Annotated in this window: 22 protein-coding genes; 9 read left to right on the top strand and 13 right to left on the bottom strand. The window is 59.7% G+C overall.

Translation table 11 applies throughout. From position 1 onward, the window contains the following. Window positions 1–38 precede the first annotated feature (38 nt). The 3 genes from hemB to H586_RS17915 all read right to left on the bottom strand — a co-directional run bounded on the left by hemB (window position 39) and on the right by H586_RS17915 (window position 3,486). Window positions 39–1,034 carry a porphobilinogen synthase gene (gene hemB / locus H586_RS0102815; RefSeq protein WP_027181309.1) on the bottom strand — a complete coding sequence of 332 codons (996 nt, stop codon included), beginning with the start codon at window positions 1,032–1,034 and terminating at the stop codon, window positions 39–41. Window positions 1,035–1,145: 111 nt separating this feature from the next. Then, window positions 1,146–2,330, bottom strand: a complete 1,185-nt coding sequence (ahbC, locus tag H586_RS0102810) for a 12,18-didecarboxysiroheme deacetylase (protein WP_011368419.1) — start codon at window positions 2,328–2,330, stop codon at window positions 1,146–1,148. Between the two features lie 313 nt (window positions 2,331–2,643). Further along, a complete protein-coding gene (locus H586_RS17915) occupies window positions 2,644–3,486 on the bottom strand; it encodes a hypothetical protein (protein WP_051363828.1) in 843 nt (280 codons plus the stop codon). A 400-nt stretch (window positions 3,487–3,886) separates the two neighbouring features. On the opposite strand from H586_RS17915, the gene H586_RS19840 reads away from it, so the two are divergent. From H586_RS19840 to H586_RS0102775, 5 genes are all read left to right on the top strand, one after another. Then, window positions 3,887–4,351, top strand: coding sequence for a hypothetical protein (locus H586_RS19840; protein WP_011368417.1), 465 nt, complete (start codon window positions 3,887–3,889; stop codon window positions 4,349–4,351). Between the two features lie 694 nt (window positions 4,352–5,045). After that, on the top strand, window positions 5,046–5,627 hold the full coding sequence (locus H586_RS0102790; RefSeq protein WP_027181307.1) for a hypothetical protein: 582 nt from the start codon (window positions 5,046–5,048) through the stop codon (window positions 5,625–5,627). Continuing rightward, window positions 5,624–6,025 (top strand): hypothetical protein, encoded by a 402-nt coding sequence (locus tag H586_RS0102785; protein WP_027181306.1) that lies wholly within the window; start codon window positions 5,624–5,626, stop codon window positions 6,023–6,025. The genes H586_RS0102790 and H586_RS0102785 overlap by 4 nt, the downstream gene beginning before the upstream one ends. A gap of 4 nt (window positions 6,026–6,029) precedes the next feature. Beyond that, window positions 6,030–6,776, top strand: a complete 747-nt coding sequence (locus H586_RS19835) for a terminase small subunit (protein WP_051363827.1) — start codon at window positions 6,030–6,032, stop codon at window positions 6,774–6,776. Between the two features lie 21 nt (window positions 6,777–6,797). Next, window positions 6,798–7,955 (top strand): VgrG-related protein, encoded by a 1,158-nt coding sequence (locus H586_RS0102775; RefSeq protein ID WP_027181305.1) that lies wholly within the window; start codon window positions 6,798–6,800, stop codon window positions 7,953–7,955. A 69-nt stretch (window positions 7,956–8,024) separates the two neighbouring features. On the opposite strand, the gene H586_RS17900 is transcribed toward H586_RS0102775, so the two are convergent. Next, entirely contained in the window at window positions 8,025–9,140 is a 1,116-nt protein-coding gene (locus tag H586_RS17900; protein ID WP_155891335.1) for an alpha/beta hydrolase family protein, read from the bottom strand. 274 nt (window positions 9,141–9,414) lie between these two features. Here H586_RS17900 and H586_RS0102760 point away from each other — a divergent pair, with 274 nt between their 5' ends. Beyond that, complete coding sequence (locus tag H586_RS0102760) at window positions 9,415–10,266, top strand: mechanosensitive ion channel family protein (RefSeq protein ID WP_011368410.1); 852 nt, start codon at window positions 9,415–9,417, stop codon at window positions 10,264–10,266. 111 nt (window positions 10,267–10,377) lie between these two features. Here H586_RS0102760 and H586_RS0102755 read toward each other — a convergent pair whose 3' ends face one another. The 5 genes from H586_RS0102755 to H586_RS0102735 all read right to left on the bottom strand — a co-directional run bounded on the left by H586_RS0102755 (window position 10,378) and on the right by H586_RS0102735 (window position 14,930). Further along, window positions 10,378–10,584 (bottom strand): hypothetical protein, encoded by a 207-nt coding sequence (locus H586_RS0102755; protein ID WP_011368409.1) that lies wholly within the window; start codon window positions 10,582–10,584, stop codon window positions 10,378–10,380. 146 nt (window positions 10,585–10,730) lie between these two features. Further along, complete coding sequence (locus H586_RS17895) at window positions 10,731–11,999, bottom strand: HD domain-containing phosphohydrolase (protein WP_051363826.1); 1,269 nt, start codon at window positions 11,997–11,999, stop codon at window positions 10,731–10,733. 159 nt (window positions 12,000–12,158) lie between these two features. After that, window positions 12,159–13,262: an NAD(P)/FAD-dependent oxidoreductase gene (locus H586_RS0102745; protein ID WP_027181302.1), complete on the bottom strand. Its 1,104-nt coding sequence runs from the start codon at window positions 13,260–13,262 to the stop codon at window positions 12,159–12,161. Continuing rightward, window positions 13,255–14,241: a rhodanese-like domain-containing protein gene (locus H586_RS0102740; RefSeq protein WP_051363825.1), complete on the bottom strand. Its 987-nt coding sequence runs from the start codon at window positions 14,239–14,241 to the stop codon at window positions 13,255–13,257. The genes H586_RS0102745 and H586_RS0102740 overlap by 8 nt, the downstream gene beginning before the upstream one ends. 41 nt (window positions 14,242–14,282) lie before the next feature. Next, entirely contained in the window at window positions 14,283–14,930 is a 648-nt protein-coding gene (locus H586_RS0102735) for a peroxiredoxin (protein ID WP_011368405.1), read from the bottom strand. 252 nt (window positions 14,931–15,182) lie between these two features. Here H586_RS0102735 and H586_RS0102730 point away from each other — a divergent pair, with 252 nt between their 5' ends. Beyond that, window positions 15,183–16,379: a glycoside hydrolase family 3 protein gene (locus H586_RS0102730; RefSeq protein ID WP_027181300.1), complete on the top strand. Its 1,197-nt coding sequence runs from the start codon at window positions 15,183–15,185 to the stop codon at window positions 16,377–16,379. 4 nt (window positions 16,380–16,383) lie between these two features. Here H586_RS0102730 and H586_RS0102725 read toward each other — a convergent pair whose 3' ends face one another. From H586_RS0102725 to H586_RS0102715, 3 genes are read right to left on the bottom strand one after another with little or no spacing between them, the layout of a single operon-like run. Further along, complete coding sequence (locus H586_RS0102725; protein ID WP_027181299.1) at window positions 16,384–19,491, bottom strand: EAL domain-containing protein; 3,108 nt, start codon at window positions 19,489–19,491, stop codon at window positions 16,384–16,386. 39 nt (window positions 19,492–19,530) lie between these two features. Beyond that, complete coding sequence (locus H586_RS19830) at window positions 19,531–20,250, bottom strand: hypothetical protein (protein ID WP_027181298.1); 720 nt, start codon at window positions 20,248–20,250, stop codon at window positions 19,531–19,533. Further along, window positions 20,241–21,758, bottom strand: coding sequence for a hypothetical protein (locus tag H586_RS0102715; RefSeq protein WP_027181297.1), 1,518 nt, complete (start codon window positions 21,756–21,758; stop codon window positions 20,241–20,243). The genes H586_RS19830 and H586_RS0102715 overlap by 10 nt, the downstream gene beginning before the upstream one ends. Window positions 21,759–22,171: 413 nt before the next feature. Here H586_RS0102715 and H586_RS0102705 point away from each other — a divergent pair, with 413 nt between their 5' ends. Next, on the top strand, window positions 22,172–22,513 hold the full coding sequence (locus tag H586_RS0102705) for a hypothetical protein (protein WP_011368400.1): 342 nt from the start codon (window positions 22,172–22,174) through the stop codon (window positions 22,511–22,513). A 512-nt stretch (window positions 22,514–23,025) separates the two neighbouring features. On the opposite strand, the gene H586_RS17885 is transcribed toward H586_RS0102705, so the two are convergent. Further along, complete coding sequence (locus H586_RS17885; protein ID WP_051363824.1) at window positions 23,026–24,579, bottom strand: MltF family protein; 1,554 nt, start codon at window positions 24,577–24,579, stop codon at window positions 23,026–23,028. A gap of 308 nt (window positions 24,580–24,887) precedes the next feature. On the opposite strand from H586_RS17885, the gene H586_RS0102690 reads away from it, so the two are divergent. Further along, complete coding sequence (locus tag H586_RS0102690; protein WP_011368398.1) at window positions 24,888–25,118, top strand: hypothetical protein; 231 nt, start codon at window positions 24,888–24,890, stop codon at window positions 25,116–25,118. Window positions 25,119–25,120 lie beyond the last annotated feature (2 nt).

Genomic DNA, 25,120 nt, shown 5'->3' with positions numbered 1-25,120 from the left:
CGCCCCGCAGGGACGGCGCGCCGGAAGAGCATTGCGTTTTATGCGGAAACAAGCTTTTTGCGCAGCATTTCCACAGTCAGATAACTGATGATGATATCCGCACCGGCGCGGCGCAGGCCCGTAAGGGACTCCATGGCCACTTTGTCGCCGTCAATCCAGTCGTTGATGGCGGCAGCCTTGATCATGGAATACTCGCCGCTGACCTGATAGGCGGCAACGGGCAGGTCAAAGCTGTCCCGTACCATGCGGATGATGTCCATGTAAGGACCGGCAGGTTTGACAATGAGGAAGTCTGCTCCCTCCGCCACGTCTGCCGCGGCTTCGCGCATGGCCTCGCGGCTGTTGGCCGGGTCCATCTGATAGGTCTTGCGGTCGCCGTGCTGGGGGGTGGATTCGGCCGCCTCGCGGAAGGGGCCGTAAAAGGCGCTGGCGTATTTGACGGCGTAGGACATGACGGGAATATGTGAAAAGCCGTTGGCATCCAGCGCTTCGCGGATGGCCAGCACACGCCCGTCCATCATGTCCGATGGGGCCACGATGTCGGCTCCTGCCTCGGCGTGCGAAACCGCAGCCTTGGCCAGCAGGGTCAGGGTAGGGTCATTGTGCACTTCACCGGTGGTGTCGCCCTGCCGCAGCAGTCCGCAGTGACCGTGGCTGGTATATTCGCACAGACACACATCGGTGATTACCAGAAGATCCGCAAAGCGCTCTTTCAGCCGGCGTATGGCTTTCTGGACAATGCCGTCGTGGTTGTATGCTTCCGAGCCTTTGTAATCTTTTACCGCCGGAATGCCGAAAAGAATAACGGAACGCATGCCCAGTGCCACGGCTTCGGCCACGTCTTTTTCCAGCTCGGCAAGCGACAGCTGAAAAATGCCGGGCATGGAGGTGATAGGCTTGCGGAAGCCGGCGTCATCGGTTTCCACCACAAAATAGGGCATGACGAGATGACGGGCGGAAATGTCATGCTCGCGTACAAGTTCCCTCATGGGGGCGTTGCGGCGCAACCTTCTGCCCCGGAAAAAATCAGACACCGTGTCTGCTCCTTTGGTTCTGTTGCAATTGGCTTGCTGTTGCTGCACTTGCAGGCAGCAGTAAAAAACGCTCCGGCCTGCCCGTTCTGGCACGCCGGAGCGGAAAGTTGGCTATTTGATGCCGATTTCCTCGTCGGTGAGGAAGCAGGCCGGATCGGGAGCCCACACATCGCCGTAGTAGGATTCGGCACGGGCGCGGAAGTTGCCGCCGCAGATATTGAGGAAGCGGCACTGGGCGCAGCGGCCGGTGACATGCTGTTTTTTGTCTTTCAGCTTTGCCAGCAGCTCGATTTCGGGGTCGTCCCAAATTTCCGAGAAAGGACGTTCCAGCACGTTGCCGAAAACCTTGTTGCGCCAGAACTGGTCGGGATGCACCGTGCCGTCCCAGCTGATGCAGCCGATGCCGCGGCCGGAGTTGTTGCCTTCGTTGTACTGCAGCAGCTCGAATACTTCAGCGGCACGCTTGGGGTCTTCCTTGAGCATGCGCATCCACACATAGGGGCCGTCGGCGTGGTTGTCCACGGTCAGCACTTCTTTAGGGTGGCCTTCTTCAAAGAGCTGGCGGGTGCGGTCCATGATAAGGTCAACCATGGCACGGGTTTCGGCATGATCAAGATCTTCCTTGATCAGTTCGCTGCCGCGGCCGGAATATACCAGATGGTAAAAGCAGATTCTGGGTATTTCCAGTTCTTTGATGAGGTCAAATATTTTGGGAACTTCCGGTGCATTACGCTTGTTGATAGTAAAGCGCAGGCCCACTTTCAGCCCTTCGGCCTTACAGTTTTCAATGCCTTCGAGCGCTTTTTTAAAGCTGTTGGGCACACCGCGGAATTTGTTGTGCACCTCTTCCATACCGTCAAGGGAAATCCCCACGTACGAAAGTCCCACTTCCTTCAGCTCGCGGGCTTTTTCTTTGGTAATCAGCGTGCCGTTGGTGGATATAACCGCTCTCATGCCCTGTTCGGTGGCAAATTTGGCCAGCTCCACAAGGTCTTTGCGCACCAGCGGCTCGCCGCCGGAAAACAGCATGACCGGTGCGCCGTACTGGGCCAGATCGCGGATGATCTCTTTGCCCTGTTCGGTGCTGATTTCGTCGTTGCCTTCGGGGTCCACGGCCTGAGCGTAGCAGTGAACACACTTCAGGTTGCAGCGGCGGGTCATGTTCCACACAACCACGGGCTTTTTGTCTTTGGAGAACTGAAGCAGGTGCGAGGGCATTTTGCCCGATTCTCGTCCGTAGCGCAGCGCGTCGGAGGGTTCAACCTGTCCACAGTACAGCTTTGAAATGCCTATCATTATGTCTCCTGGTATGCATGAAAGCCCGAATCATTCCGCGTAAACACGCATCGTTTGGCCGCTGCGTGCAGCCACCGACACAGCAGGAATACCCTGCGAAAAAAAATGTATGGGGCTTTTCGTGTTTCTGAGTGCGTCAGAAAAACAAGTTTGTACCGCAGGTAATATAGGATTGAAAGGGCGGATTGCAAGCCCTGAAAAGGCTTATCAGGATGTGTTACTGATTTATGGCTGTGACCGGTCACTGACAACGCGCCGGTCTATGATGATCTGTGCAATCTAACATCTCTGATTTACAGAATTTTGCTGTTTGTTAGAAAGTGCGCGGGGCGGATACTTTCCGGGGTCGGGCATCGTAAATGGTATTGCTTTGTGCAGCATCCGCCTGCGGGACGGGGCCTTGCGGTTGCGGTGCGGCCTGCATCTGGCCGGGGGCCGGCGGCGCAGGAGCAAAAGGATCGGGCTCTTCTTCCTGCAGGGGGGCCTGCCATTCTTTAATCGGGCGTGCCATATCCGCGGCCAGCACGGTGGCAATGCTCCAGACCGGTTCCGCGGGCAGTCTGTTCCGCTGGGTGAACAGCAGGTAGTCACGCTTTACGGTGTTTTCCATAAATCCCGCATGAGCCATGGACCAGACCAGTTCGCCTGTAAATGTGTCGTACATGTCCACCTGCAGGGCCAGTCTGCTGTCACCGGCAGTGCCTGCATCAATAAACCGCGTCACATACCCGCTGACCACCAGATCGGCGCCTGCGGCTCTGCCTGCGGCAATTCCGCGTGCAGGTGAAAACGGAGCCAGCTCCGGAGCAAACTGCAGCACCTCGAAGGTCCGCTGCTGCAGCCACGACTGCCAGAAAATGCCTGAGACCTGCTCGGCGATGGCGCTGCCTTCGCGCATGTCCTGATACATCCTGAAAGGCACGAACAGTACCCGCGGCGGGGTGTCGGGCGGTTCCTGCGGGCGGACCATTATCTGCGGTTCGGCCTGTCTGTGCACCCATTCATTGGTGTACAGGGTGCCTTGTGATGCCAGATCAATGTCCAGAACTGCCGGAGCGTTGTCCAGCGTGCTCTGTATGCTGCCGCAGGCGGTAGCAAGCATGAGCAGGGCGGCAAGCATGAAAAGGCGTATATACTGTCGGCTGGTGTCGGCCATGGTGGCTCCGTCGGAAAGTTGTCGTTACTCTGGGTACTGCCTGAGCATGCAAATTGAGTGCCGTGTTCCGGTCATCCTCAGAGGACTATAGGGGGGAGCCAACTGTGTGCAGCCGGCAAAAGGAGGGCCATGCGATATTCACAAGAGAAATAGGCGGGAGACAGTTTCTTTTGTGATCGGGGGAATCGCATGGCCCACGCCCGCATGAACAGGCGATATCCGTGGAAGGATACCGTACTCAGGGGCATTTCTGAGCGCTAACATACTTCGCATTTTGATAAAAGCAACATTTTTCCTGTGCAAAAAAAAACGGCTGTGCCGTTGTGTATGTGTTTTCGTATTTTACAATACGCCTAAGCTATATTATGTGATTTATAACAATCGCGCACAGGGGGAACAAATGTCAGTAATTCAGGACAATTTACACGCCATGGAGCAGGTGTTGCGGCATCTGCGGTCTGCAGAACACGATTCTGCCGAGGCCAGACTGTGCCAGTGGGCACTGGCGGAAATTTGCGAACAATCCGGCGCATACGCAGCAACGGTACTGGCAAAAACGCCTTTTGCCGCGCAGTTCGGCAGTGTGCTGGCAGAAGCGGCCGAAAGCGGAAACTGCTTTGCCCTGCTGGAAACGCTGACATTGTTCTGTCGTGAACGGGTGTTGCGCAGGCCGGATATGCCGGAATCTTCCATGGAGGCGGCACTCTTTTCCTACTTCGTGCATTCGGGCGAATGGACTTTTGCCGACGGTACGCTGGTAACTGACTGGTTTTATGTGCGGCTGCCGGTGATGGTGCTGTTCGACCTGTGCACCACCGCCATGCACGGCAGCGGGGGCGGAGTCAGCGCGGCTGTGCACGGATAGACGCGTGCCCGCTTGCCTGCAGCGCGGCATGCCGCAGGCAGACTTTAAACTGCCTGCCGGGCGGTCAGCCCGCTTCGGGTATACATGTGGCAGCCGTTATGCCGCCTGCCGTGGTGCACACTGCCAGCTCTGCACGGATTATCTTCAACATTACTGATGCTTCGGACTGCGGAGGGGGTACGATGTTCTGCCCCGGACGTATTGTATGTATCAGCCTGCGCCAACCCCGCACCGGAATACTTCCGGTGCGGGGTTTTTTGCGGTGCCGTGTGCGGACAAAAAAAATGCGCCGGGGCATCTGGGTGCCCCGGCGCCAACGGTCATTCTTGGGGAGGGGAGACCGTCGTCAGGGTGTGTCGCCGGACGGCCGGAGGCATAGGGGGGCTGCCAACGGAGAACGACTGTCCGGCAGCTGCGGCCGGCGAGGAGGAGCATGACCGCAGCGAGGCATGAAACCGGGCCAGCCCGGAATACATGCACATTTGTATGTATATTGCTCGTATGCCCAAAGGTCAACCGGTGAAGCGTTTTTTTATGAAAAAGTCTGACGGTATGCGGCAAGTGCCGCGGGACATGGGCGGGACAGCGCCGGGGGCACGCCGCAGTGGCGCCGCGGGGCTTTTGCCCTGCCGCGGCGGGGTAAGGTGCGGGCCGGTGCATGGCCACCGGATCAACCTGACATGGGGGAAATATCATGGAGTGGAAAGATGTGGGCAGGATGGCTGCCAAGTCGGCTCCGCTGCTGGCAAGCATACTGGGCGGCCCGGCAGGTGCCGTGGCCGGCGCGGCCGGAACGCTGCTCGGGGCTTTTCTGGGGGTACCCGCAGAGCCGGACACAGTGGCCCGCGCGCTGGAAAACCCTGACGCGGTGCTTAAGCTGGCCGAACTGGAGGCCCGGCATGAAGCCCGTTTGCTGGAGTGGCAGCAGGTGCAGCTGCAGACAGCATTGGCCAACGTGCAGGATGCCAGAGCCAGAGAGGTGGCGCTGGCACGGGCGGGACATGGCGGGGCGTGGGCTGCCGCCGTTGTTTCACTGGTTGTTGTGTGCGGTTTTTTCTGGATGCTGGACGCGGTGATGGCCATGCAGAGCGTCAACGAGCCTGCCTTGTTGCTGCTGGGGTCACTGGGAACGGCATTCGGGGGAGTGGTCAATTACTATCTGGGGTCGTCCATGGGGTCTTACCGTAAAGATGCCCGTTCCGGAAATACACTGTCCGGCTCACTTTTGCCGGGGCAGGCGGTAACGCCGCGTGACGCCGCAAGGAGCTCATCGTGAACGGTACCGGCTGGAGTCTGGACAGGAAGGTGACGCTTACGGCGCTCACCGGTTTGTTCACTGCCGTGGCGGGTGTTATGGCCATGGGGGCCACACTGCAGTACCGGGTGCAGCAGATGGAAAGCTCGCTGGGGGTGCTGGCGGGTGAACTGGCACAGGGCCGCAGAACGGCTGTACAGGTGGAACGGCTGGAAGAACGGGTGGTGGCTGTGCAGCAGGTGCTGGAAGAGGTGCGTCTGGATGTGCGTGAACTGCGTCAGCAGCGACTGACCGCGTGGCGGAAAAAGCAGACGCATGGAGATGCACGGGCTGTGGCCCTGCTGCGGCAGACTGCGGAAAAACGTGACGCGGGCGATACGGAGACAGCCTTGCAGGATATCTTACAGCAGGGGGAGTGACATTGTGAAGCGGCAGGAGCGGTATGAGCTTTTTGCCCGTGCGTGGCTGAAGCACGGGGATGTCCGGCAGGCCGCGCTGGCAGCAGGGTATGCTCCGGCATCGGCGCTGCGCAGCGGCAGGGCGCTGCTGCAGCGCCCGCAGGTGCGCGGTCTGCTGCAATCTTTGCAGCAGACCGGGATAAACGGAAACCGGCGGCCCGTGCCGGAGCGGGACATGGCGCAGGATACGGCGGATGGCGCGGGTGAGAGAAGGCAGGAGGCTTCGGCGTCTGCGGCGCTTTCCGGCGAACCTACGCCGGACAAGGTGCTGAAAGAGCTTGCGGCTGTGGCATTTTCTTCCATGACTGACATCTGCAGCTGGGAGCAGAACACGCTGCGGCTTAAAGACTCATGCGGCATACCGGCGGTGCATGCATCGGCCGTGGCCGAAATTGCCGAAACTACCACAAGCCGCGGCGGAACCCTGCGTGTTAAGATGCATTCAAAGCTCAAAGCTCTGGACATGCTGTGCAGGGCGCTGGGACTGTTCGGACCGGCGGGGACGGTCGCCGGACAGGAAGGGGCCGGAGCCGTGCGTCAGGGAGAGGCTGAAGGAGAAGGCTGCGGATTGCCGGATGAAATACTGGCGCGTCTGGAAGAACTGTACGCCGCAGGGGGGCGTGGTGCCGCGGCGCCATGCGGGGAGGCGTGGCAGCCGGAAGAAAGCGGCGGGCTTGCCGCGGAGACCGTACAGGGCTACAAGAACGGATAATTACAGGAGCCGGGAGATTCCATGACATACCACAGAAGCTTGGCCGGCATGGTGCGGCGTACCGCGCGGTGCGGCTGTCTTATGGGCGTTCTGCTGTGCGGCTTTTGCCTGCCGTCGTATGCCGGCTGGTCGCCCGAGGGTGTCTGGCGGCAGAAGGATTGCGGTACCGCATGGATGATGGTTACGGCCGTGTTGCAGCAGGAACAGGACGTGGCTGCCGGGGCCGGACTGTATGATGTGACATTGTACGGTACAGGCGAATGCGGCGACGGGGCGGAAGAAGACGGTACATACGGTGTGAAGCGTACGGATGGCGGAACCGGCCTTGACCGGCTGCTGGCACCGGAGTTGCCCGCCGGTTGCGAGGTGCGTGCGCGCGGGCGTCTTGCTGCGGGCGAGCTGCACGGTGCACCGGTATCCTTTCGCAGCGATTTTGGTGCATATGATGGCGAAAGCCGTACCGCGGGGCAGGTACGCATTGTTTTTGCGCGGGGAACAGGCAAAGCGCGGGTCACCATGGCAGATACGTCATCATGCGGGCTGGGGGTGGCTTTTCTGGGTGAGTACGAACGGGCGGGGCAGGTTCAGCCGCCTCCGGTTCCCCTGCATGAGGCGGGTGTGATGCGGTACGGTCCGTGGAGGCTGCGCGGCAGCCGCAGTACAGAGCTGGACGAGTTTGTACAATGGCTGGGGCAGCCTGTGCGCTCGGCGTTTTCAGGGCTTCAGGCCGGGAGCGGCGCATTTACCGCCGCATGGCGGCGGATGGAGCAGGGCGGAGCTGCCGCGTTCCGGTCGCTGCAGTACCGGTTTGTAAAAGAACGTCAGTATGATGCGCTGCTGGAAGTGTTGTGGCGGGGCATTATCCCCGATGTGGGCGCTTTGTCACCGCCTGTGCACGATGTGTTGTGGAGCGTGGCCCTGCGTCACGGCAGCGGCAGCGGGGTGGTGCGCAATGCTGTTTCAGCTCTGCGGGAAAAGGGGGTGCCCCGGCACGGGCCGGAGTTTGAATGGTTTCTGGTGCAGACCATATACACCGAGCGGATGCGGGTAAGAGAAGACGGCCAGCTGCATTATTACGCCGTGTACCCCGCTGATGTGCAGGTGGCTGTGGATGACAGTCTTAAGCGCGAACAGGATGCCGCGCTGGCCGCGCTGCTTGAGTACCGGCGCAGCCGCTGACCGCGCTGGCCGGATGTTTTTCACCGCCGGTCCCTTTTGGGGGCCGGCGGTGTTTCAGTGTACGGGCTGTCAGTTACGGGCAGGAGTTCCCACGGGGGCACCCAGCGTGTGCAGAAAAAAACCGGTCAGGTCGGTGTTGAGTCTGTGATGTATGGCTTCGCGGTCAACGTCGTCATCATCAACGCACATGGTGTCGTCCAGCTGTTCCAGACGGGGAGGACAGGGGGCGCGCAGTGAAAAGCTGTCTGCGTCTTCCAGCACCGAATACAGCGGAGGCACACGCATGTGTTCGCGCAGTGCGGCGGCATGACCGGCGTTTATGCCGTCGTTTTCGGCGCTGATGATCCTGACGGGGATGCTGATGGCTGCCAGCTGCTCTTTGCCGAAAAGAAAGGCATAGCCCGGAGCGACCAGTGCGGCAGCCCGTATATGCGGCACCTGTATCTGTCGCGCCAGCAGGGGGGGCAGTTCCTGCTGCAGACGCGAAAGCCTGCGGGCAGCCCAGCGGGAGCAATAGGGCGAAGGCGCGCGCAGTCCCGCGCAGTAGCCTTGGTAGCCGGCAGGGTCAGGTATGCCCCCGGCCATGATAAGCACCGCCGCGGCGCCGGTATCAAATCCTATGGCGCCTATGCGTCTGCTGTCGATCACTGCCCCGAGGTCTTTTTCCTTGCGTACAAAATCCAGCGAGGTGGTCAGCTCTGCCAGCCTGTCCGAAATATGCCGCGCTGTGAACAGTACGCGTGTGTCATGCTGGTTGTCGTGTCTGTGGGTGGGGGCTATGACCACAAATCCCTTTTGTGCCAGCGCCCGGGCGGTGTCGTGGTGCGCCAGCGCACTGCCCGCCATGATGTGGGAAAGCAGAATGGTGGGAAAACGTCCGGCCTCCGGCACGCCGTCACGGGCAACCTGCAGCGTCCGCTCGCCTACCTTGGCGCTGCGCTCGGTCGATGTGCTGGGGTACCAGACTCCGACCTCGATGCGTTCGCCTGATTCGGCATCCCACGCGGAAAGCAGCTTGAAGCCGACCTGCATGACCGGCATGGATGAACCGGCGGCCAGTACCGGATGCGGCAGCAGGCAGCACAACAGCAGACATGCCGCAGCGGCGGCAGCCGGTCGGGGGCAGAATGACCGGCGTCCGCAAAGGCTGCGGAGGGGCGGAAAGGAAAGGAAAAACATGGGCATGAACAAGTGTCCCCGGATTATGGGTTCTGCGCTGCAGGTATGTTCCGCACGGCGCAGGTGCTGTGTACATCACCACGCGGGCCGCGCGCAAGACAATGAAGTCTGACCCCGTGTTGCCGGCGGGCAGGTGTAAGCGGCAGATGAATGCAGACATAGTCGTCATGTATCTTGTGCATGACCGGCTGAATGGGCTATGAAGGCTCAATGCACGTACCGGCCGTTCCGTGGCGGCGGGCTGTGCTGTGCAGCATTATACCATTGAAGGAGTCTACTTATGGATTACGCCAGACTGATGGAAGAGTACGGCGACATGATTATTGTATGGTTGGCGCGTAACGGGACAAATCTGCTCGTGGCGCTGGTTATCGCGTTTGCCGGTGCATGGTTGAGCGGCAGGGTGGCCAACCTTGTGCGCAAGGGCATGGAACTGCGGGGTATAGACAGGCTGCTCACCGGATTTATCCGCAATGTGATTTATTATGTGCTGCTTGTGGCGGTGCTTATCGCGGCGGCGGGCCAGCTGGGTATAGACACCACATCCTTCCTTGCTCTGCTGGGTTCCATGGGTCTTGCTGTCGGTCTTGCCATCAAGGACAATCTGGCCAACTTTTCCAGCGGAATCATGCTTATTCTGTTCAGGCCGTTCACGTTGGGAGACTATGTGACCGTGGCCGGCGTTTCGGGCACCGTGGACAAGCTGAGCCTGTCCACCACGCTGCTGCTGACCCCCGACAATCAGCGCATCATCGTGCCCAACAGCAAAATCATGAGCGATGTCATAGTGAACGTGACGGGCAACCCCACCCGCCGTATGGACCTGACCTTCGGTGTGGGCTACGGCGATGATCTGGCGCTGGCCAAAAAGGTTATCGAAGACGTTGTCAGGGCGCAGCCCGAACTGCTGACCGAACCGCCGTGCACCATTGCCGTTGCCGAGCTGGGGGACAGCTCTGTGAATCTGGTGGTAAGGCCCTGGGTTGCCACCGCCGATTACTGGACAGTGCGCTTCCGTCTTATTGAAGAAGTGAAAAAAGCGCTTGATGCCAATGGGATCAGCATCCCTTATCCGCAGCGCGATGTGCATATTGTTCAGGCAGCTGATCAGGCTGCGGGCCACGGGGTCTAGCCGCGTCGGTTTGTAAAAAAAATGAAAAGCACGACCCGCTGCGCAGTGGCGGGCCGTGCTTTTTGAAAGAGAAAAAGCTGTTCAGGGTTCGCAGAGCCGGGCTTCTTGTGCTCAGCCGTACCAGTTTTCGATAAGATTCAGAAGCTTGTCTTCGCGGATGTGGCCGCCTGCGATCATCCGGGGATGTTTGGCGCATCCTCTGCACAGCCAGCGGCCGTTGACCATGCGCAGTTCCCGCATTCTGGTGCTGCCGGTGGCTTCGGCGTATCTGCCGCATACCTCGCAGCCGTTGCGGGGCTGCACCGCTGTGTTTTCCATAGGCCGCCTCCTGCGTGTTCCGCCGTTACCGGCGGTTGTGCGCCGCTGCTGTTGGCGCGGTGCGTCCGAGGGCTGATTCCCTTATTATGACCATAGCCGCGCCGCACGACGGGGCGATATTATTTTTGTGCGGACCGGCGCTGCGGTTATGCGATGCTTTCCATGACCGCTTCCGTTCTGTTCCAGAAACCTCGGTATTCCTTTTCCGCCTGCTGCTGTGCGTTTCTGCGCAGTTCGTCCAGTGTTTCATAATGCGCGGTAAGATATGCAAAGCACTGGGGGTCCAGATGACCTTCGCTTACCATGCGCCGCATTATGCTGATGACGTCACTTTTGGGCAGTCCCTTGCGGTAGGGTCTGTTTTCTGCCAGCGCGGTAAAGACATCACATACTGCAAGCACACGTGATGCCATGGGAAAAGCATCCGGTTCGGGATGAAACGGATACCCCTTGCCGTTGAGCTTTTCCTGATGCATTCCGGCAATCATGGCTATCCGGGCAAGGCCGGCAGCCTCGCTGAGCAGCGAGTATGTGTAAAAGGGATGGCTGTTCATGATGGCGCGCTCGGTTTCATCGAGCGGCCCTTTTTTTTCAAGTATTTCATTGGGTACTATCAGTTTGCCGAGATCGTGCAGATGCCCTGCCACAATGAGCGTAAGATCATCCTGCAGTCCTGCCATCGTGCCCATGGCGGCGCAGGTGGCGGCCACTCCCTGCGAGTGGGTTGCCGTAAAGCGTGACTTGTAGTCGATGGCCAGCGTGAGCATGCGCGTAAAGTCCAGCAGCTCTTCACGGCTCAGCGTACGGGTGTCTTCCTGTTTTTCCATACCTCGCCTGTCTCCGTGCACCCCCCGCAGCCAGAAGCTTTCTCTGTAGGCCGCTTCGCAGAAGGCTTCGACCACATGAGGATGAAACAGCGTTCCTTTGCCGTCTGTTATGGCTTCGGTTATGGCTTTGCGCTGCTGCAGAATGCTGAACCGGTCGTCTGTGAGAATATCGATTCTGTCCGCCAGATGAATGATGAACGCTTCGTGCGGTACCGGGGTGCCGTCTTTGCCGTTGCCGGTCCGGCGGTCGTAGTGGGTGTGATGATGCAGCACGGCGGGGGCCAGCGTGCCGAAAAGACTGCTCCGTCCCAGCAGCAGGTATCCCACAGCGCAGTGCTTTTGCGGAGAGAGCACGTCAAACTGGTGCAGGTCGTTTTTTTCCTGAATGGACAGGGCAAAGCAGCCTATGTCGTGCAGTTTTGCGGCATGGTCGATGTGGCGCAGCTGTTGCGGCGTATAGTCCATGACTTCGGCTATCATGCGTGAAAACATGGCCACGCGTCTGCCGTGACCGGCCACCACCGGCGCAATTAGGTCCTGCGCTCCCAGCAGCACTTCCATAAGTTCGCTGTGTGTTGTCGTGACCATATGTTCTCCCGGAGGGTAAAGGCAGGTGATTATGGCTCCTGTCTGTTAGCGGATATTTATCGGAGTACCTTTGGTGAAATATTAGAATCTATTATTAACAAAAAACCCGCAGGGCAAGCTGCGGGTTTTCGGACGTCTGACGGAGAGTCTGTAGTCTGTCTAAGGCTGGAATTCACGCATGAACCGGCGGTCTATCCAGTCCTTGATGACAAAAGCCAGTCTGCCGCCGAAGGATACTCCCGACTTGTGCAGTACGCCCGTACCGCCGCCGGTATTGAAAATCAGCAGATAGTCTCCGCCCGGGTCAAAAGGCTGCAGTTCTCCGCCTTCCAGCCGTGCCAGCAGGTTGTGGTACAGCACGGGGTTTTCGCGCACGGCATACACGCCCACCTTGTCCAGCGGGCGTTCTTTGAACCAGATGCAGTCGCCGCCGCCGAACAGGTCGGGGTGTTCGTCGCATTGCAGAAAACGGTTTACCGCCAGACCACCGTCGTCACCTGCGGGCAGCCCCGATGCGGTGATAAGGGCAGAGGGTTTGACCCCCATGGCCACAAAGATGATATCTTCGGCAAAAGTTCTGCCGTCTTCGAGGGTTACTTTGCCCGTGGCAATGCCAGAAGCATAGCTGCCTTCGAGTATTTCCACATTATGTCTGTGCATCTGGCGCAGACACAGTGAGCGGACGCGGGGCGTGAGCCCGCGCAGAAAACGTTTTCCGGCATACAGCCGGACGGATGCGCCCTTGCCGCCGGATTCGCGGGCGCAGGCGGCAGCGTTTCCGGCCACTTCCAGCGCTGCGGGACCGCCGCCCACCACGCCTATGCGTACCGTGTCCTTTGCTGCCAGCTCCAGAATGCGGTTGCGTCCGGCCAGCAGGTTTTCGATGGGCTTGACGGTATAGACGTCTGCAGCGTCTTGCTGAACTATGGAAACGGGAACAGATGAGCCGGTGTTGAACGAACAGACATCGTATGCCACTTCAAGGCCGCTTTGCAGCGTAACTGTTTTGGCAGCGGCATCAACGCGCACGGCTTTGTCACGGATGAACTCGCCGCCGCGCGATTCGATCATCTGTTCGACGGGAAAGCTGATGTCCTCCGGCGTATAGGCACCACCAAGCATGCCGGGACCCATGCCCGAATAATAATGTCTGCTCAGCGGCCCGACCGCCGTCACTGTGTGTCCTCTGGCAATTATTTCGGGCAGGTGCGCCATGACGGTCATGTGCGCATGACCTGCTCCCAGCAGCAGCAGTCTAGCCATGGTTCTGATCCTCCAGCAGCGAATCGAGCAGTCTGCCCACCTGCTGCATGTGGCTTTTTTCTTCCTGCACCATGTCTTCCAGAAAAGCGGCCGTTCCGGCATCTGCCGCGCTGCGCGCGGCACGCGCGTACAGGTCCATGGCCTGCGCTTCCATCATCATGGCAAAACCGGCTATGTGGGCCGGGTCTGCAGGGTCTATGCCGCTGCGCTGCATATACTCTTCCGTGGTCATGCCGCCTTCGACCACCTGCGCCGCTTTTTTTTCCAGTTCCGCGTCGCTTCCGGCCAGTGCGGCGTAGCGGTTTTCTATTTTTGCCTTGTGCCCCACCTCAAATCTGGCCAGCCTGTCATACATGGCCGCGGTGGTTTCCCTGCCTGCTTCGCGGGCCCGCGCCGCCATGTCACGGTAAAATTCTTCCAGCGCGGCTTCCATGCCCCATGCGACTTCCAGAGCCCTGCGCACGTCTATGTCGTCGGGAAACAGTTCAAGTCCCTGCGTGTAGTCGCCGGTGCTGGTCCAGCCGGAGCCCTGCTGCATTGATTCCCAGTCCTTGAAGCCTCCGGCCATGTTGATGACATGTTTAAATCCCTTGCCGGCCAGCATCTGTGCGGCCACACGGCTGCGTCCGCCGATGGCGCAGTATACCAGCGTCGGGCCGTCTCTTTCCAGTTCGTCCAGCCTGTCGGAAAGCTCACCCATGGGAACAAGCCGCGCTCCGGGCAGATGTCCCTGCCGGTATTCACCCGGCTGCCGCACATCAAGCACCGTGACATCGGAAGGGTTTTTTCCGGTCAGAAATTCCGCGGCTTCTTTTACGGAGTATGATTTTACGGGCGTGAAGAACTGCTTCCACAACATGAGAGAAACCTCCGGTATGAGACAGATAGGAGTATCTGGCTGGGCATTGATGCGCGCCCGATACCGGACGGCGCCGGAAAAGCGGATGCCGTCGCGGTGCCGGGCGCGCGGAATGTTCATGTGGCGTCCTGTGCCGTCATGGCGGCCAGTGATGCCTTGTGCTACAGCTTTTTGTGGCAGAACCACCAGTCGTAGCATTCGTGGCCTTCTGTAAGGCGCTTCTGTGCTTCCTGCACGCTTTTGGGCGGCGGTACAATAACGTGATCGCGGACTATTTCATTTTCGGGCCATCCTGCCGGAATGGCGACGGACTGTGCGTCGGAAACCTGCATGCCTTTCACCGCACGCAGAATTTCATCCATGTTTCTGCCCAGTTCCTGCGGGTAATAAAAGATTATTCTGACAATGCCTTTGTCGTCCACTATGAAGACGGCGCGCACGGTATTGGTCCCCTTGCCGGGGTGAATCATGCCGAGGCGCGAGGCAACCTGTCCCATATCATCGGCGATGATGGGAAACTCAATTTCCACGCCGATTTTTTCCTTGATCCAGTCAACCCATTTGATGTGCGAGAAAACCTGATCAATGGAAAGGCCCACGAGTTCGCAATTCAGTTTGCGGAATTCATCGTACCGCTTCTGAAACGCCACGAATTCGGTGGTGCATACGGGAGTATAGTCTGCCGGATGGCTGAAAAGCACAAACCATTTGCCTTTCAGATCGCCGGGCAGCGTCATGGGACCTCTTGTGGTGGTGACGTGCATTTCGGGCAGTGCGTCGCCGATAAGCACGAATTTGCCTTCTTCCATGGTTGTGTCCTCCAGGGATGAAAGTAGAGGTTTGCGAGTGCTGACCACACTAGCACAAATTATCCGCGTTGGAACCCCCGTGAAGCCCTTTTCGGTAAAAAAATGGTAAAAATTATGATTAACGTTTTCAGCCGAGGGACGGATCTGCCGGTGAATGCATTGTGCGGCAAGGCCGGCTGTATTACTGTGGCTGCCGCGTGCCTGCGGGCATGTTTCAGCCAGATGATAACGGTGCATACAAGAGGAACATATATGAAGATAATTTCAAATCGCCTGTGCAGAAAGGTGCTGCTGGCGGCAGTGCTGACACTGATATTTGCTCACGGGACAGCACGCGCTGCTGCCGCCCGCCCGTCAGCCGATGAAAGCGCCGCGCTGCGCAGCATGGCAGGGCAACTGCTGCTTGTGGGATTCAGGGGAGAATCCCTGTCCGGCGCCGATTCAGTAGTGCGCGATGTCACCCACTATAATCTGGGCGGAGTCATTCTGTTTGACCGTGACGTCGCACTGGGCAGCGACCGGCGCAATATCCGGTCTGTCCGGCAACTGGCGGCACTGACAGCTGCTTTGCAGAAGGCGGCACAGACGCCGCTTTTTGTGGCGGTTGATCAGGAAGGAGGCAGGGTTGCCCGTCTGTCGCCCCGTCATGGTTTTGCGGCATTGCCTTCGGCGCAGAAAACGGGTGCGGCAGCCACTACGGCCGCTTCTGCGGATGCCGGAAGCCGTGCGGGAGCCATGTTGCATGATGTCGGAGTGAATCTGAATTTTGCGCCTGTGGTCGATGTTAACGTGCGGCCCGACAACCCTGTCATCGGCAGGGCGGGACGCAGCTTTTCGGCTGATTCTGAAGCCGTGGCACGGCATGCGCAGGCTTTCTTGCAGGGTATGGCGTCTCATGGGGTGCTGGGCTGTGTTAAGCATTTTCCCGGTCACGGCAGCTCGGCCGCTGATTCACATCTGGGGGTGGCGGATATAAGCGCCTCGTGGAACGAAAACGAGCTTGTGCCGTACCGGCGTCTGCTGGACGGCGGTCATGTGCAGATGATCATGACAGGCCATCTTTTCAACAGCCGGCTGGATCCCGATCATCCCGCCACGCTGTCCCGTGCCGTGATCACCGGGCTGCTGCGCGGCAGACTGGGGTTCGGGGGAGTGGTGGTTTCCGATGACATGCAGATGAAAGCCATAACGGACCGTTACGGGCTGGAACAGGCCGTGGCGCTGGCACTGAATGCCGGAGTCGATATTCTGCTGTTCGGCAACAATCTGACCTACGATGCCGATATAGTGCCTGAAGTAGTCGATATGATTGAGTCGCTGGTGGAGCGGGGAGTGGTTCCGCGCAGTCGTATAGAGGAATCCTTTGCCCGTGTGCTCCGGCTCAAGGAAAGCGCCGGTCTGTTGCCCGCACGGGTGCGCACGGTGCAGGAGACCGCCGGAAATTTTTGAGCAGTCAGGAACGTGCGGCGGAAAAGCGCGGCTGTTCCGTGAACAGTTTTTCCATTTGTGCGGCGGGCAGCGGCGGGGCAAATAAGAACCCCTGACCGGCGGCGTACCCCAGCCCCAGCAGAAACGAACGCTGGAATTCGGTTTCCACTCCTCCGGAAAGAGCCGGAATGTCGAGAGAACCGGCCACGCCTGCCGCGGAGCGGAGCAACGCGGCAGCCGGAGCGCCCGGCAGTGCGGATGCTATGGTATGGTCGATTTTCAGGGCTGCAAAGCCAAGATCGTGCAGATGGGCCGTTGCCGAATACCCCGTACCGAAATTGCCCAGTGCGGGCCGGACCCCCATGTGCTTCAGGCTGTCGAGCGTGCCCAGCGCCTTACGGTAGTCATGCAGATACACCGCTTCTTCCATGTCGAGCGTCAGCAGCCCGGCAGGCAGCCCCGAATCCTTCAGGGCTGCTTCCACATGGGCCAGAAAGTCGTGGCGGTGAAAAAATGCAGGTGAGATGTTGACCGCAATGGCTGCCGGCATGCCCAGCGTGTGCCAGCGGGCTGCGTCGCGGCATGCCTGCTGCAGTATGGTCAGGTCTATGTTCCAGATGATGCCGCTCCGCTCTGCACTGCGTTTGAATCCGGCGGGCGGCGATTCGTGTCCGTTCTGCAGCACTTGGCGTGCCAGCGCTTCCGCACCGGTGATGGTGCCGCTGCGCAGGTCCACAACCGGCTGATAACGGGCCAGAAATTCACCGTTTTCCAGCGCTGTCCGCAGGGTGCCGGTCTTTCCGGCATCATACTGGCGCAGGGTGTCCAGTGATTTGTGGTACAGGCAGAACTGCCCGTCAGCCTGAAACCGGCTGTGGCACATGGCCATGTCCGCCCTGCGGATAAGTTCTTCCAGCGTGTCTCCGTGCTCCGGATACAGGGCAAAGCCGAAGCTCAGCTGCAGGGTGTATTCCGTACCACCTGTCATGAACGGCGTTTCAAAAGCCTCGTGCAGTTTTTCAGCCAGTGTTTTCATGGCATCTGCCGTGCAGGGGGCAGGCATGACTATGAGAAAATCGTCTCCTCCGTACCGTATCAGCGTATGGTCCGCTGCTCTGGCTTTGTCCATGCGCTGCGCGGCCTGCAGCAGTACGGCATCGCCTGCCGCCAGACCGGCGGCGTTGTTGGCCACGTCCAGCCCCTGAATGTTGATAAGACACAGCCCCGCAGACTGTTCCGGAGCGGCTTCGCCGGCCATTTTTTCCAGCCCGGCTGAATAGAGGTACTGCCTGTTGGGCAGACCGGTCAGGTGGTCGGTATAGGCCTGCCGCATCCTTTCTTCTTCATAATGCTGCCGTGCCGTCAGGTCTTCGTATACGATGGTCCGCGGAGCCGCATCTGCCGTCATGCGCATCAGTACAAAGTGCACCGTGTCCGAAGCATCAACCATGCGCAGTTTCAGTTCTGCAACGGCATCGCCCGATACGCCCGATACGCCTGATGCGCTCCGGTCCAGTCCCGCCAGCAAAGGCAGGTCTTCGGGATGGATGAATCTGGACAGCGGTGTGATTTCGTTCTGCACGCTGTGTCCTGCGCCGGTCATCCGCCAGAACGCCTTGTTGGCCTGAATAATGGAAAGGCCCGAATCCATGATGGTTACCGGCGCGGGCAACCCTGCAAAGGCTGCGGAAAGCCTTTGCGCTTCGTTGCGGTGCGAAAGCCATTTACGCTCCAGATTGGTGATGTCCATGAAGGCTTCCATAAAAAAGTCGTTTCTGCCGTCATTTATGTGCGCGGTGGATTTCAGGGCTGTGATTTCCGTCCTGTCGGCTCTGCGCATGGTTCTGATGACGTGATGCTGCGGGTTGACCGTGTCGAGCATGGGGCATGGTTCGTCGGTGGCCAGACAGACGACTGAACTGCAGTCTCTGCCCAGCAGACCGTCCTCCGTAAATCCGAGCATCTCCTGTGCGGCCCTGTTAAGCGATACGATGGCCCGTGTTTTAGGGTCTATCACCATAAGCCCCACAGGAAGCGAATCCATAATGCGGGCTGTATCACGCTCGTTGCGCAGGGCGGTATCCGTGGCTGCCGAAAGCAGCATTTCCAGTTCATCCAGTTCACTGCCGGACGGCCTGACGGCGGCATGCACGCCGCTGCCGGAAGCCCGGACGGCGGAGACAAGACTGCTGATGCGTTTTAACACGCGTCTGTCCAGCAGTATAAAGCCGGCCATGAACGCTGCCAGAGCAACGGGAACGGTGAGCAGAAGATTTTCTGCAAGAATCTGACGGATTATATGTGTCAGTGAATTAACGCGCACGCCGGTGACGGCGACAGGCAGACCGTCCTTGAGTTCCGGCAGCACTGTTCCGGCGTAAGTATCGCCTTCATAAATCGTGACCACCGGCGGGGCGGCACTGCCCAGCCGCCGGATGGCGGCAAGGTCAACCAGCGGGGCGGGCAGGGCGGTCGCGGTGTTTTCGTGCAACTGCAGCCGCAGTCCGCTTCGTGCGGAAAGCTGCTGTATGTACGGTTCGTCAATTTTGCGTAGCAGCGCCAGCCATCCGGCGGCGGGGCCTTCCATGCGTGCCGTCAGCACAGGAACAGCCGCCAGCATGTGCAGTTCGCCGTGTATGCGCGCCAGCCCGCGGGTACCGGACTGCGGCGATGCTCTGTGAATGCGCGGCACCAGTGTTTCCAGATAGGCACGCAGCGGGGCGGGCAGCCGGGTGTCCGGCTGTACCCCTGCGTCCCTGCGGGCAAAAACCGTTCTGCCGAACAGAAAGCGGCCTTCCTGATCAAGCAGTACAATGGCCTGAAAGTCCGTATAGGGCCGTTCCACAATGGCGGCAGGCAGTTCCGCCGTGCCGGAGTTTCCGCCGTAGAGCAGATTGTACAACCTGTTGCTCCATGCCAGCAGCTGCGCCTGTTCACCGAGGTGCCGCAGACTGTCTTCCATTATCAGCACGGTGTCCTTCAGGGCGGCGGCAGCGGTTTGTTTTTCCTGTTCTTCGGCAAAGCTGTTTGTACCCCACAGGGCCACCAGCGTTGACACGCCGGCAAATACCGCGCTCAGCAGCAGGGTGCCCAGCAGGGCGGCAAACCGTATACTATGACGAAATTGTGGCATGTTGTTCCCGCAGGGCTGGTTGGCAGGGCTAGGAATACCTTAGTCTATATGAAGAGCATCGGGTATGGCTTCTGCCTGCGCCATTATATTGTCTGCCGCATCGGAGGCGGCAGTCAGCATGGTAAGTACCGCGTCGCCGTATCCGGTACCCTGACGCACTGCCCCCGGCAGCGTGGCAACCGGCACAAAGCCCAGCCTGCGGATAAAACGCAGGGCCCGCCGGTTGCGGCAGGGGGTAAGCCCCATCAGTGCGTCAAGCGGCGCGGTGCCGGGCGTTGTGCCTGAGCCTGCATACGGGGTTTCGCATGCAGTGTGCCGCCGGCGGCCCAGCAGAAATCCGCACACCTGTCTGCCTATGTGCTCCGCATGACGCAGCCCGCCGTACAGAACGGCAAAGTGGATCATGGCCGTGCGGCCCGAGAATGCATTCAGCCAGAAGAATGCCGCCGCACGCTTTTGTGCGGTGCAGTGTTCCGCGTCCGATGGCCCGTATACGCCGTAAAACCAGACCGCAGGCGACGTGGCCATACTGATGAAATCCTGCGCCGAGCGTATGCAGCCGTCGTGAAACACGGTACGGGTAAGCCGCATTTTTTCCAGTTCGCGCCACATGCCCCGCAGCTGACGGCATTGCAGCCGCACAGCTTCCGGCGGGGCCGGTCTGCCTGTCTGCGGTGCCACCAGCAACCGGAAATCCGGAGCGCTGTGCACGGCGTTGCTGCGGTTTTTGTCCATGTGTTTTGCGGCGGTCATGTCCATAGCGGGTACTCCATGTTGGCTGTGCTTTCGTACTGTGCATTGCTGTCCACCGCGGGGTGCGCCCCCAGCGCGCTGTCGGTTATGCGGGCCAGACAGTCCAGCATGTCGTCGTGGCCGCATACGGGAAAAGCCAGATATTCTTCCGTCACCAGTTCGCGGCTCAGGTCGCGCTGACGTCCCTCGCTGTCGGTGAAGGGACATACGCGCGGCAGATAGACTCTTCCGCCTTCAAAAAGCGGCACAAGCCTGCGGATACGGTCGGCTTTTGCCAGTCTGCCTGCCAGCGGCGTGATGTCGAACCGGTGGTTGCGGCGGTCCATCTCGGTGTGCATATATTCTATGTCGGCCTGCATGCCGTATTGTTCGTACCCTACTGCCAGCGGCCGGTAGGTGCGGTGCAGGCGGAAGAGTGCGCCCGCCCTGCCCGTAAGATTCAGCCGGTCACGTATGCCGTCTATCAGGTAATAGTTGCCGTCCGCCCCCAGCCCGACAACCAGCATCACCGTCCAGTCGGCCTGTTCCTTGCGGCTTGCGGCGGGGTCCACCAGAATATACCGGTTCATGGCCTGCCAGCTTGCCGCCCCGGGCTGCCACCAGCGCAGCCATTCTTCCCTGAATCCCTGCATTCTGTCGGCGACGGGGTTTTGCAGCATCTGGCAGCCGAAAACAAAAGGCCCCATGCGTCTGCGTTTGTCTGCCAGTTCATTCTGCGGCAGAAATACAGAAGGGCCGTCAGGCGTGCCGTCTGCCGTGGCAGCATGGATACGCGGCTCGGCTGCCTTTCTGTCCATCATGGTTTTGTATGTGTCGTTGTAATGATAGCGGGTGCCTATGGTGCGGCATGCGCCGCCCCGCGCACCCAGATTAAGAGAGAGCGCCCAGCATTCCGTGACCTTGGCAATCATTTCCGGCGAGGTGACAGACTCGCGCGTCACCACATCGTCGTATACCAGCAGGCGGAAGTGCTTGCCCGTAGGCTGTCCGTCCACCAGTCCCCAGGCTTCCACGGTGGCTTCTTTCGGGTTGGTGCTGCGGCGCACCACCAGACCTCCGTCCAGCGACCAGCGCGGAGACTGCCTTTTGGGGTCGCTGTACAGCACATCGGGATACAGGGTTTTCAGCGCGTGGTTCTGTTCGAACTCATGTTTGATCTGTGCCAGAAATCCTTTTGCCACAGGGCGGGAATGCGAAAATATTCCGATGGTTATTTCCGGATCGTTAAGGATGTCTCTGATGCTCTGCCCGAACGTGATGATGGTGCTTTTGTAGTGTTCGCGCGCCCACAGGTCGAGCATTCCGTCCGGCTGCCGCTGCACTTCGGCACAACGGGCAAAGCACCAGTCGTTGAACATCTCCTCTCTTCCCAGAAGCCGCGTGAGCAGAAAAAAAAGATCGCGTCTGCCCAGCTGGGCAACGGCTTCGCGGGCGGCGCTTGCGCTGCAGCTGCGGGCACGGGCAATGATGTCTGCCCAGCCTTGCGCGGCCTCTTCTTTTGATGAATAGGGCATCCTTCCTTCCTTTGTGTATGTTGCATGGCCCCTGCAATTACAGCACGGGCACGGCAGCGGCAGACGGGGGCTGCGTTGCGGCGTTGTTGCGGCATTATACCGGAGGGCAGGCGGGGGGCTTGACCGGTCATGGACAGGTGCGGGGCATTATAATTACGGACCGGCCTGCGCGGATATGTTGACAGATGGTGCAAAATGAATGATTCCGTTTGACTGAGGCTCCGCTATATCGAATATGCACTGAGAATCGCCGGATGCTTCCGGTTGCGCAGTCGCGCCTGCGCAGACAGCGGCGGTTGTGCGGGTTGTGCGGTGTCGATGGTTTTCCGGGCGGGATGCTGTGACCGTGTTCCGTCCGGTTTTTCTGAAAAATCGCTGTATGCGGAAAATAAAGCCTGATCTGGAGACTGAGTATGGAACGTTTGACGCGCAAAGAATATCCGGCCGGTGAACATGCCGGACAGCCCGAAGGCGGAACGGCGGAAAGAAGCGCCGCGGAAGCTGCCGGAGTCTGGAACGGTCCGTGCCCCTCATTTATCTGTCAGGCAGAAGCAGACGCTCAGGACGACACAGAGGTGCAATCCGCAGCTGCCGATAACGGTTATTTTCCACTCAGCGTGTTTCTTTCTGATAAACCCCGCCTGCCTTCCGTACTTTGCCAGCCCGTTACCGCCGCAGGCCGCGGAACAGCGGAAGAAGGCTGCGGCGCCGTATCTGAGGGAACAGGGCCGGCGCGTCGTTTTCAGCGGTCGTAACTACGCAGCGGCGCAAATTGCGAACCGCCCCGGACGGGCAGGGCTTTGCAGGCGTGGCTGCGGCCCGGGGACGGGGGGCCGGTTTGAACGGCACGTTGCGGCTATGATGACCGGTTGCATAATTTTTTGGCACAGCATCAGAAACAGCGGGCCGCCCTTTGCGATGAAGCAACGGGCGGCCCGCTGTTTTGCATACGGCAGAGCGCCCCGCCAGCGGGAGTTGGCGGGGCGCAAGGAGTGCGGCAAGCCGGACGGCTTTCCGTAATGTTGCCGGGACACGCCCTTTTTTCCGGGCTGTCGCGGACATATGGCTGGGGGAGACCATTTGTCCGGTATATTTCTTCATACCCGGAACAGGCAACAAAGCCATCATGCCCAGTGCCGCGGGCAAGGCCTATTATATTTAATTAGATTGCGGCAGCCATGCCGTAACAGTCTTGATTTAAGCGATATTTTTTGAGCGGTGCGCGCCGTTTGGAGCAGCTGCAGCAGGAGGCACGGCGCGGCACGGATCAGCGGGTGAAGTGCGGCGCGATATCCAGCTGCTGCAGAGCCGCATCGCGGATGTGGCGATGTTCGCGCACCAGCTGAAAAACAATATAATAAGTTATTATATTGCGTACATAGCGTACAGGTTCCTGTCCGATGGTGGCAGCGACGCCTTTTTCCACGTTATTGCGCCATACATCGGGGTTCAGTTCCATCTGCGCTGTGGCTCGCCGCGCCTTGCGGATATTGCCGGGCCCCGCGTTGTATGCGGCGAACGAAAGCAGCATCCGGTCCAGATAGTTTATGCCTTCGGAATCGAAATAGGTGTCGCGCAGATGGGCAAGGTACTTCACTCCGGCATGGATGTTGTTTTCCGGTGTTGAAATATCGGTGATGCCCACAGGGCTGGCGGCAGCCGTAGCCGGCAGCAGCTGCATGATGCCCACAGCCCCCTTGTGACTGCGTGCCTGCTGGTTCAGGCGCGATTCCTGATACCCCTGCGCAGCCAGCAGCAGCGGGGCAAAATCGTACTGCTCGCCGTACTTTATGAACAGCGGCAGAGTGGCCTCCAGTCTGGCAAGTTCCTGCGAACGGCCGCCATCCGCCACATATGTGGTGCGGCTGAAGTATTTCTGCCGCAGCCATGCATAGTCGGTGGTGCGTCTGTACTGCCGTATGAATTCGTTGCACAGGGTGTTCAGCTGCGGCGTGTCACTGCGCAGCAGCCATGCGCGGGTGGCGTTCGTTGTCAGGGGGGCGTTGGCGTGTACCTGCAGGTCGGGCAGCACGCGCGCCCACAGCGCTGCTTTATCCGCTTCTGCCGCGGCAAAGGCTATGCTGCCGCCGCTCACCATGTCCAGCAGGTCTTCCTGCGTCAGTCCGCCTTCCACCGCCATGCCGCGCACAGGAATCCCCGTGGTTGTCATAGTGCGCGCTGTGGCGTCCAGAATTTGTGCGACAGCACTGTTTTTCAGCACATACACAGTTTTTCCGGAGAGCTCCGCAAGGGATTGCAGGGGGGGCACGGACTGCCGCGAGACCACCACAACCTGTGCGGTGCGCGACCACGGTCCGGCTGCGGTCACGTCGTCGGGCAGTGTTCCGGGCACAAGGCATTCGTAGCCGATCATATCCCCCTGTCCTTCGCGCAGCATGCGCAGCATATCGTCGGGGGCTGCCGGAATAAACAGCAGCGAGATGCGGCGTGTGCCGGTAAGTCCCAGCCGTTTGTTTAGCCAGCCGGCGAAAGCGGTGCCGGTGTCGTAGGCAAGGCCGCGCTGGGCGGCGCCGTCCAGAAAATAGTCTGTGCGGTTGTACGGCACCAGCATGCGCAGCACTTTGCGTCGTCTGATGGCGTCGATATCGCCGGTGAACGGTTTGAAAATACCCTGCTCAAGCAGGCGGCGCCGTAACTGGCGGCCGTTTTCCGTCTGTTGTCCGGGCAGCGGGGCGGCAGGTTCCGGCAGATGGCGTACTGCAAAAAAGACCAGAGCGGCCAGCAGGACGCAAACGGCGATGCCGGTAATGGCGTACAGCGCGCGGGTTTTCAGAGTACGGCTCCCGTGTTTGCGCGGCATGGCACCACAGGGTGCGGGCGGCGGCGCGAAAAAAACAGGTTGTGTGCGGTAAGGCTATCATGCGGCATTCATTGACACTTGTCCAGTCTCGTCCGCAGCGCCGCGCAGTCTGCTGTACAGGGGCTGTCCGCCGCCCCGCACCGTCTGCGGTCAAGGCTGCCCCTACAGTTCCGGCAGGGTTTTCATACCCCTCTGCAACCCCTCTGCAGCCGTTGCGGCGGTAAAGCACCGTATAGGGTGCCTTCATGCGTGGCGGCGCCGGTGCCGCCGGGCAGTCATGCCGCAACACAAAACACAGGGAGGTTCGTATGGGAGGAGGCGGAGGAATAGGCAAGGGAGCTTCCGTGCCGTCTGCGCCGCTGCCGCCGGAACCGCCGATGCCGGTGGAAACCGGTGATGCGCAACAGCAGCGGACCACACGCGAGCAGGACAGGCGTGCCGCTCTTCAGGCACGCGGGGCCGGAGCGACATTGCTCACCGGAGCACTGGGTGACAGCTCACCGGCGGGTGTGCAGTCCAAAACACTGCTGGGACAATGACC

The organism is Oleidesulfovibrio alaskensis DSM 16109 (assembly GCF_000482745.1).
GTDB classification, from domain to species: Bacteria; Desulfobacterota; Desulfovibrionia; order Desulfovibrionales; family Desulfovibrionaceae; genus Oleidesulfovibrio; species Oleidesulfovibrio alaskensis.
The sequence above is the reverse complement of the archived record's forward strand: the minus strand, read 5'-3'. Positions and strand labels throughout refer to the sequence as shown.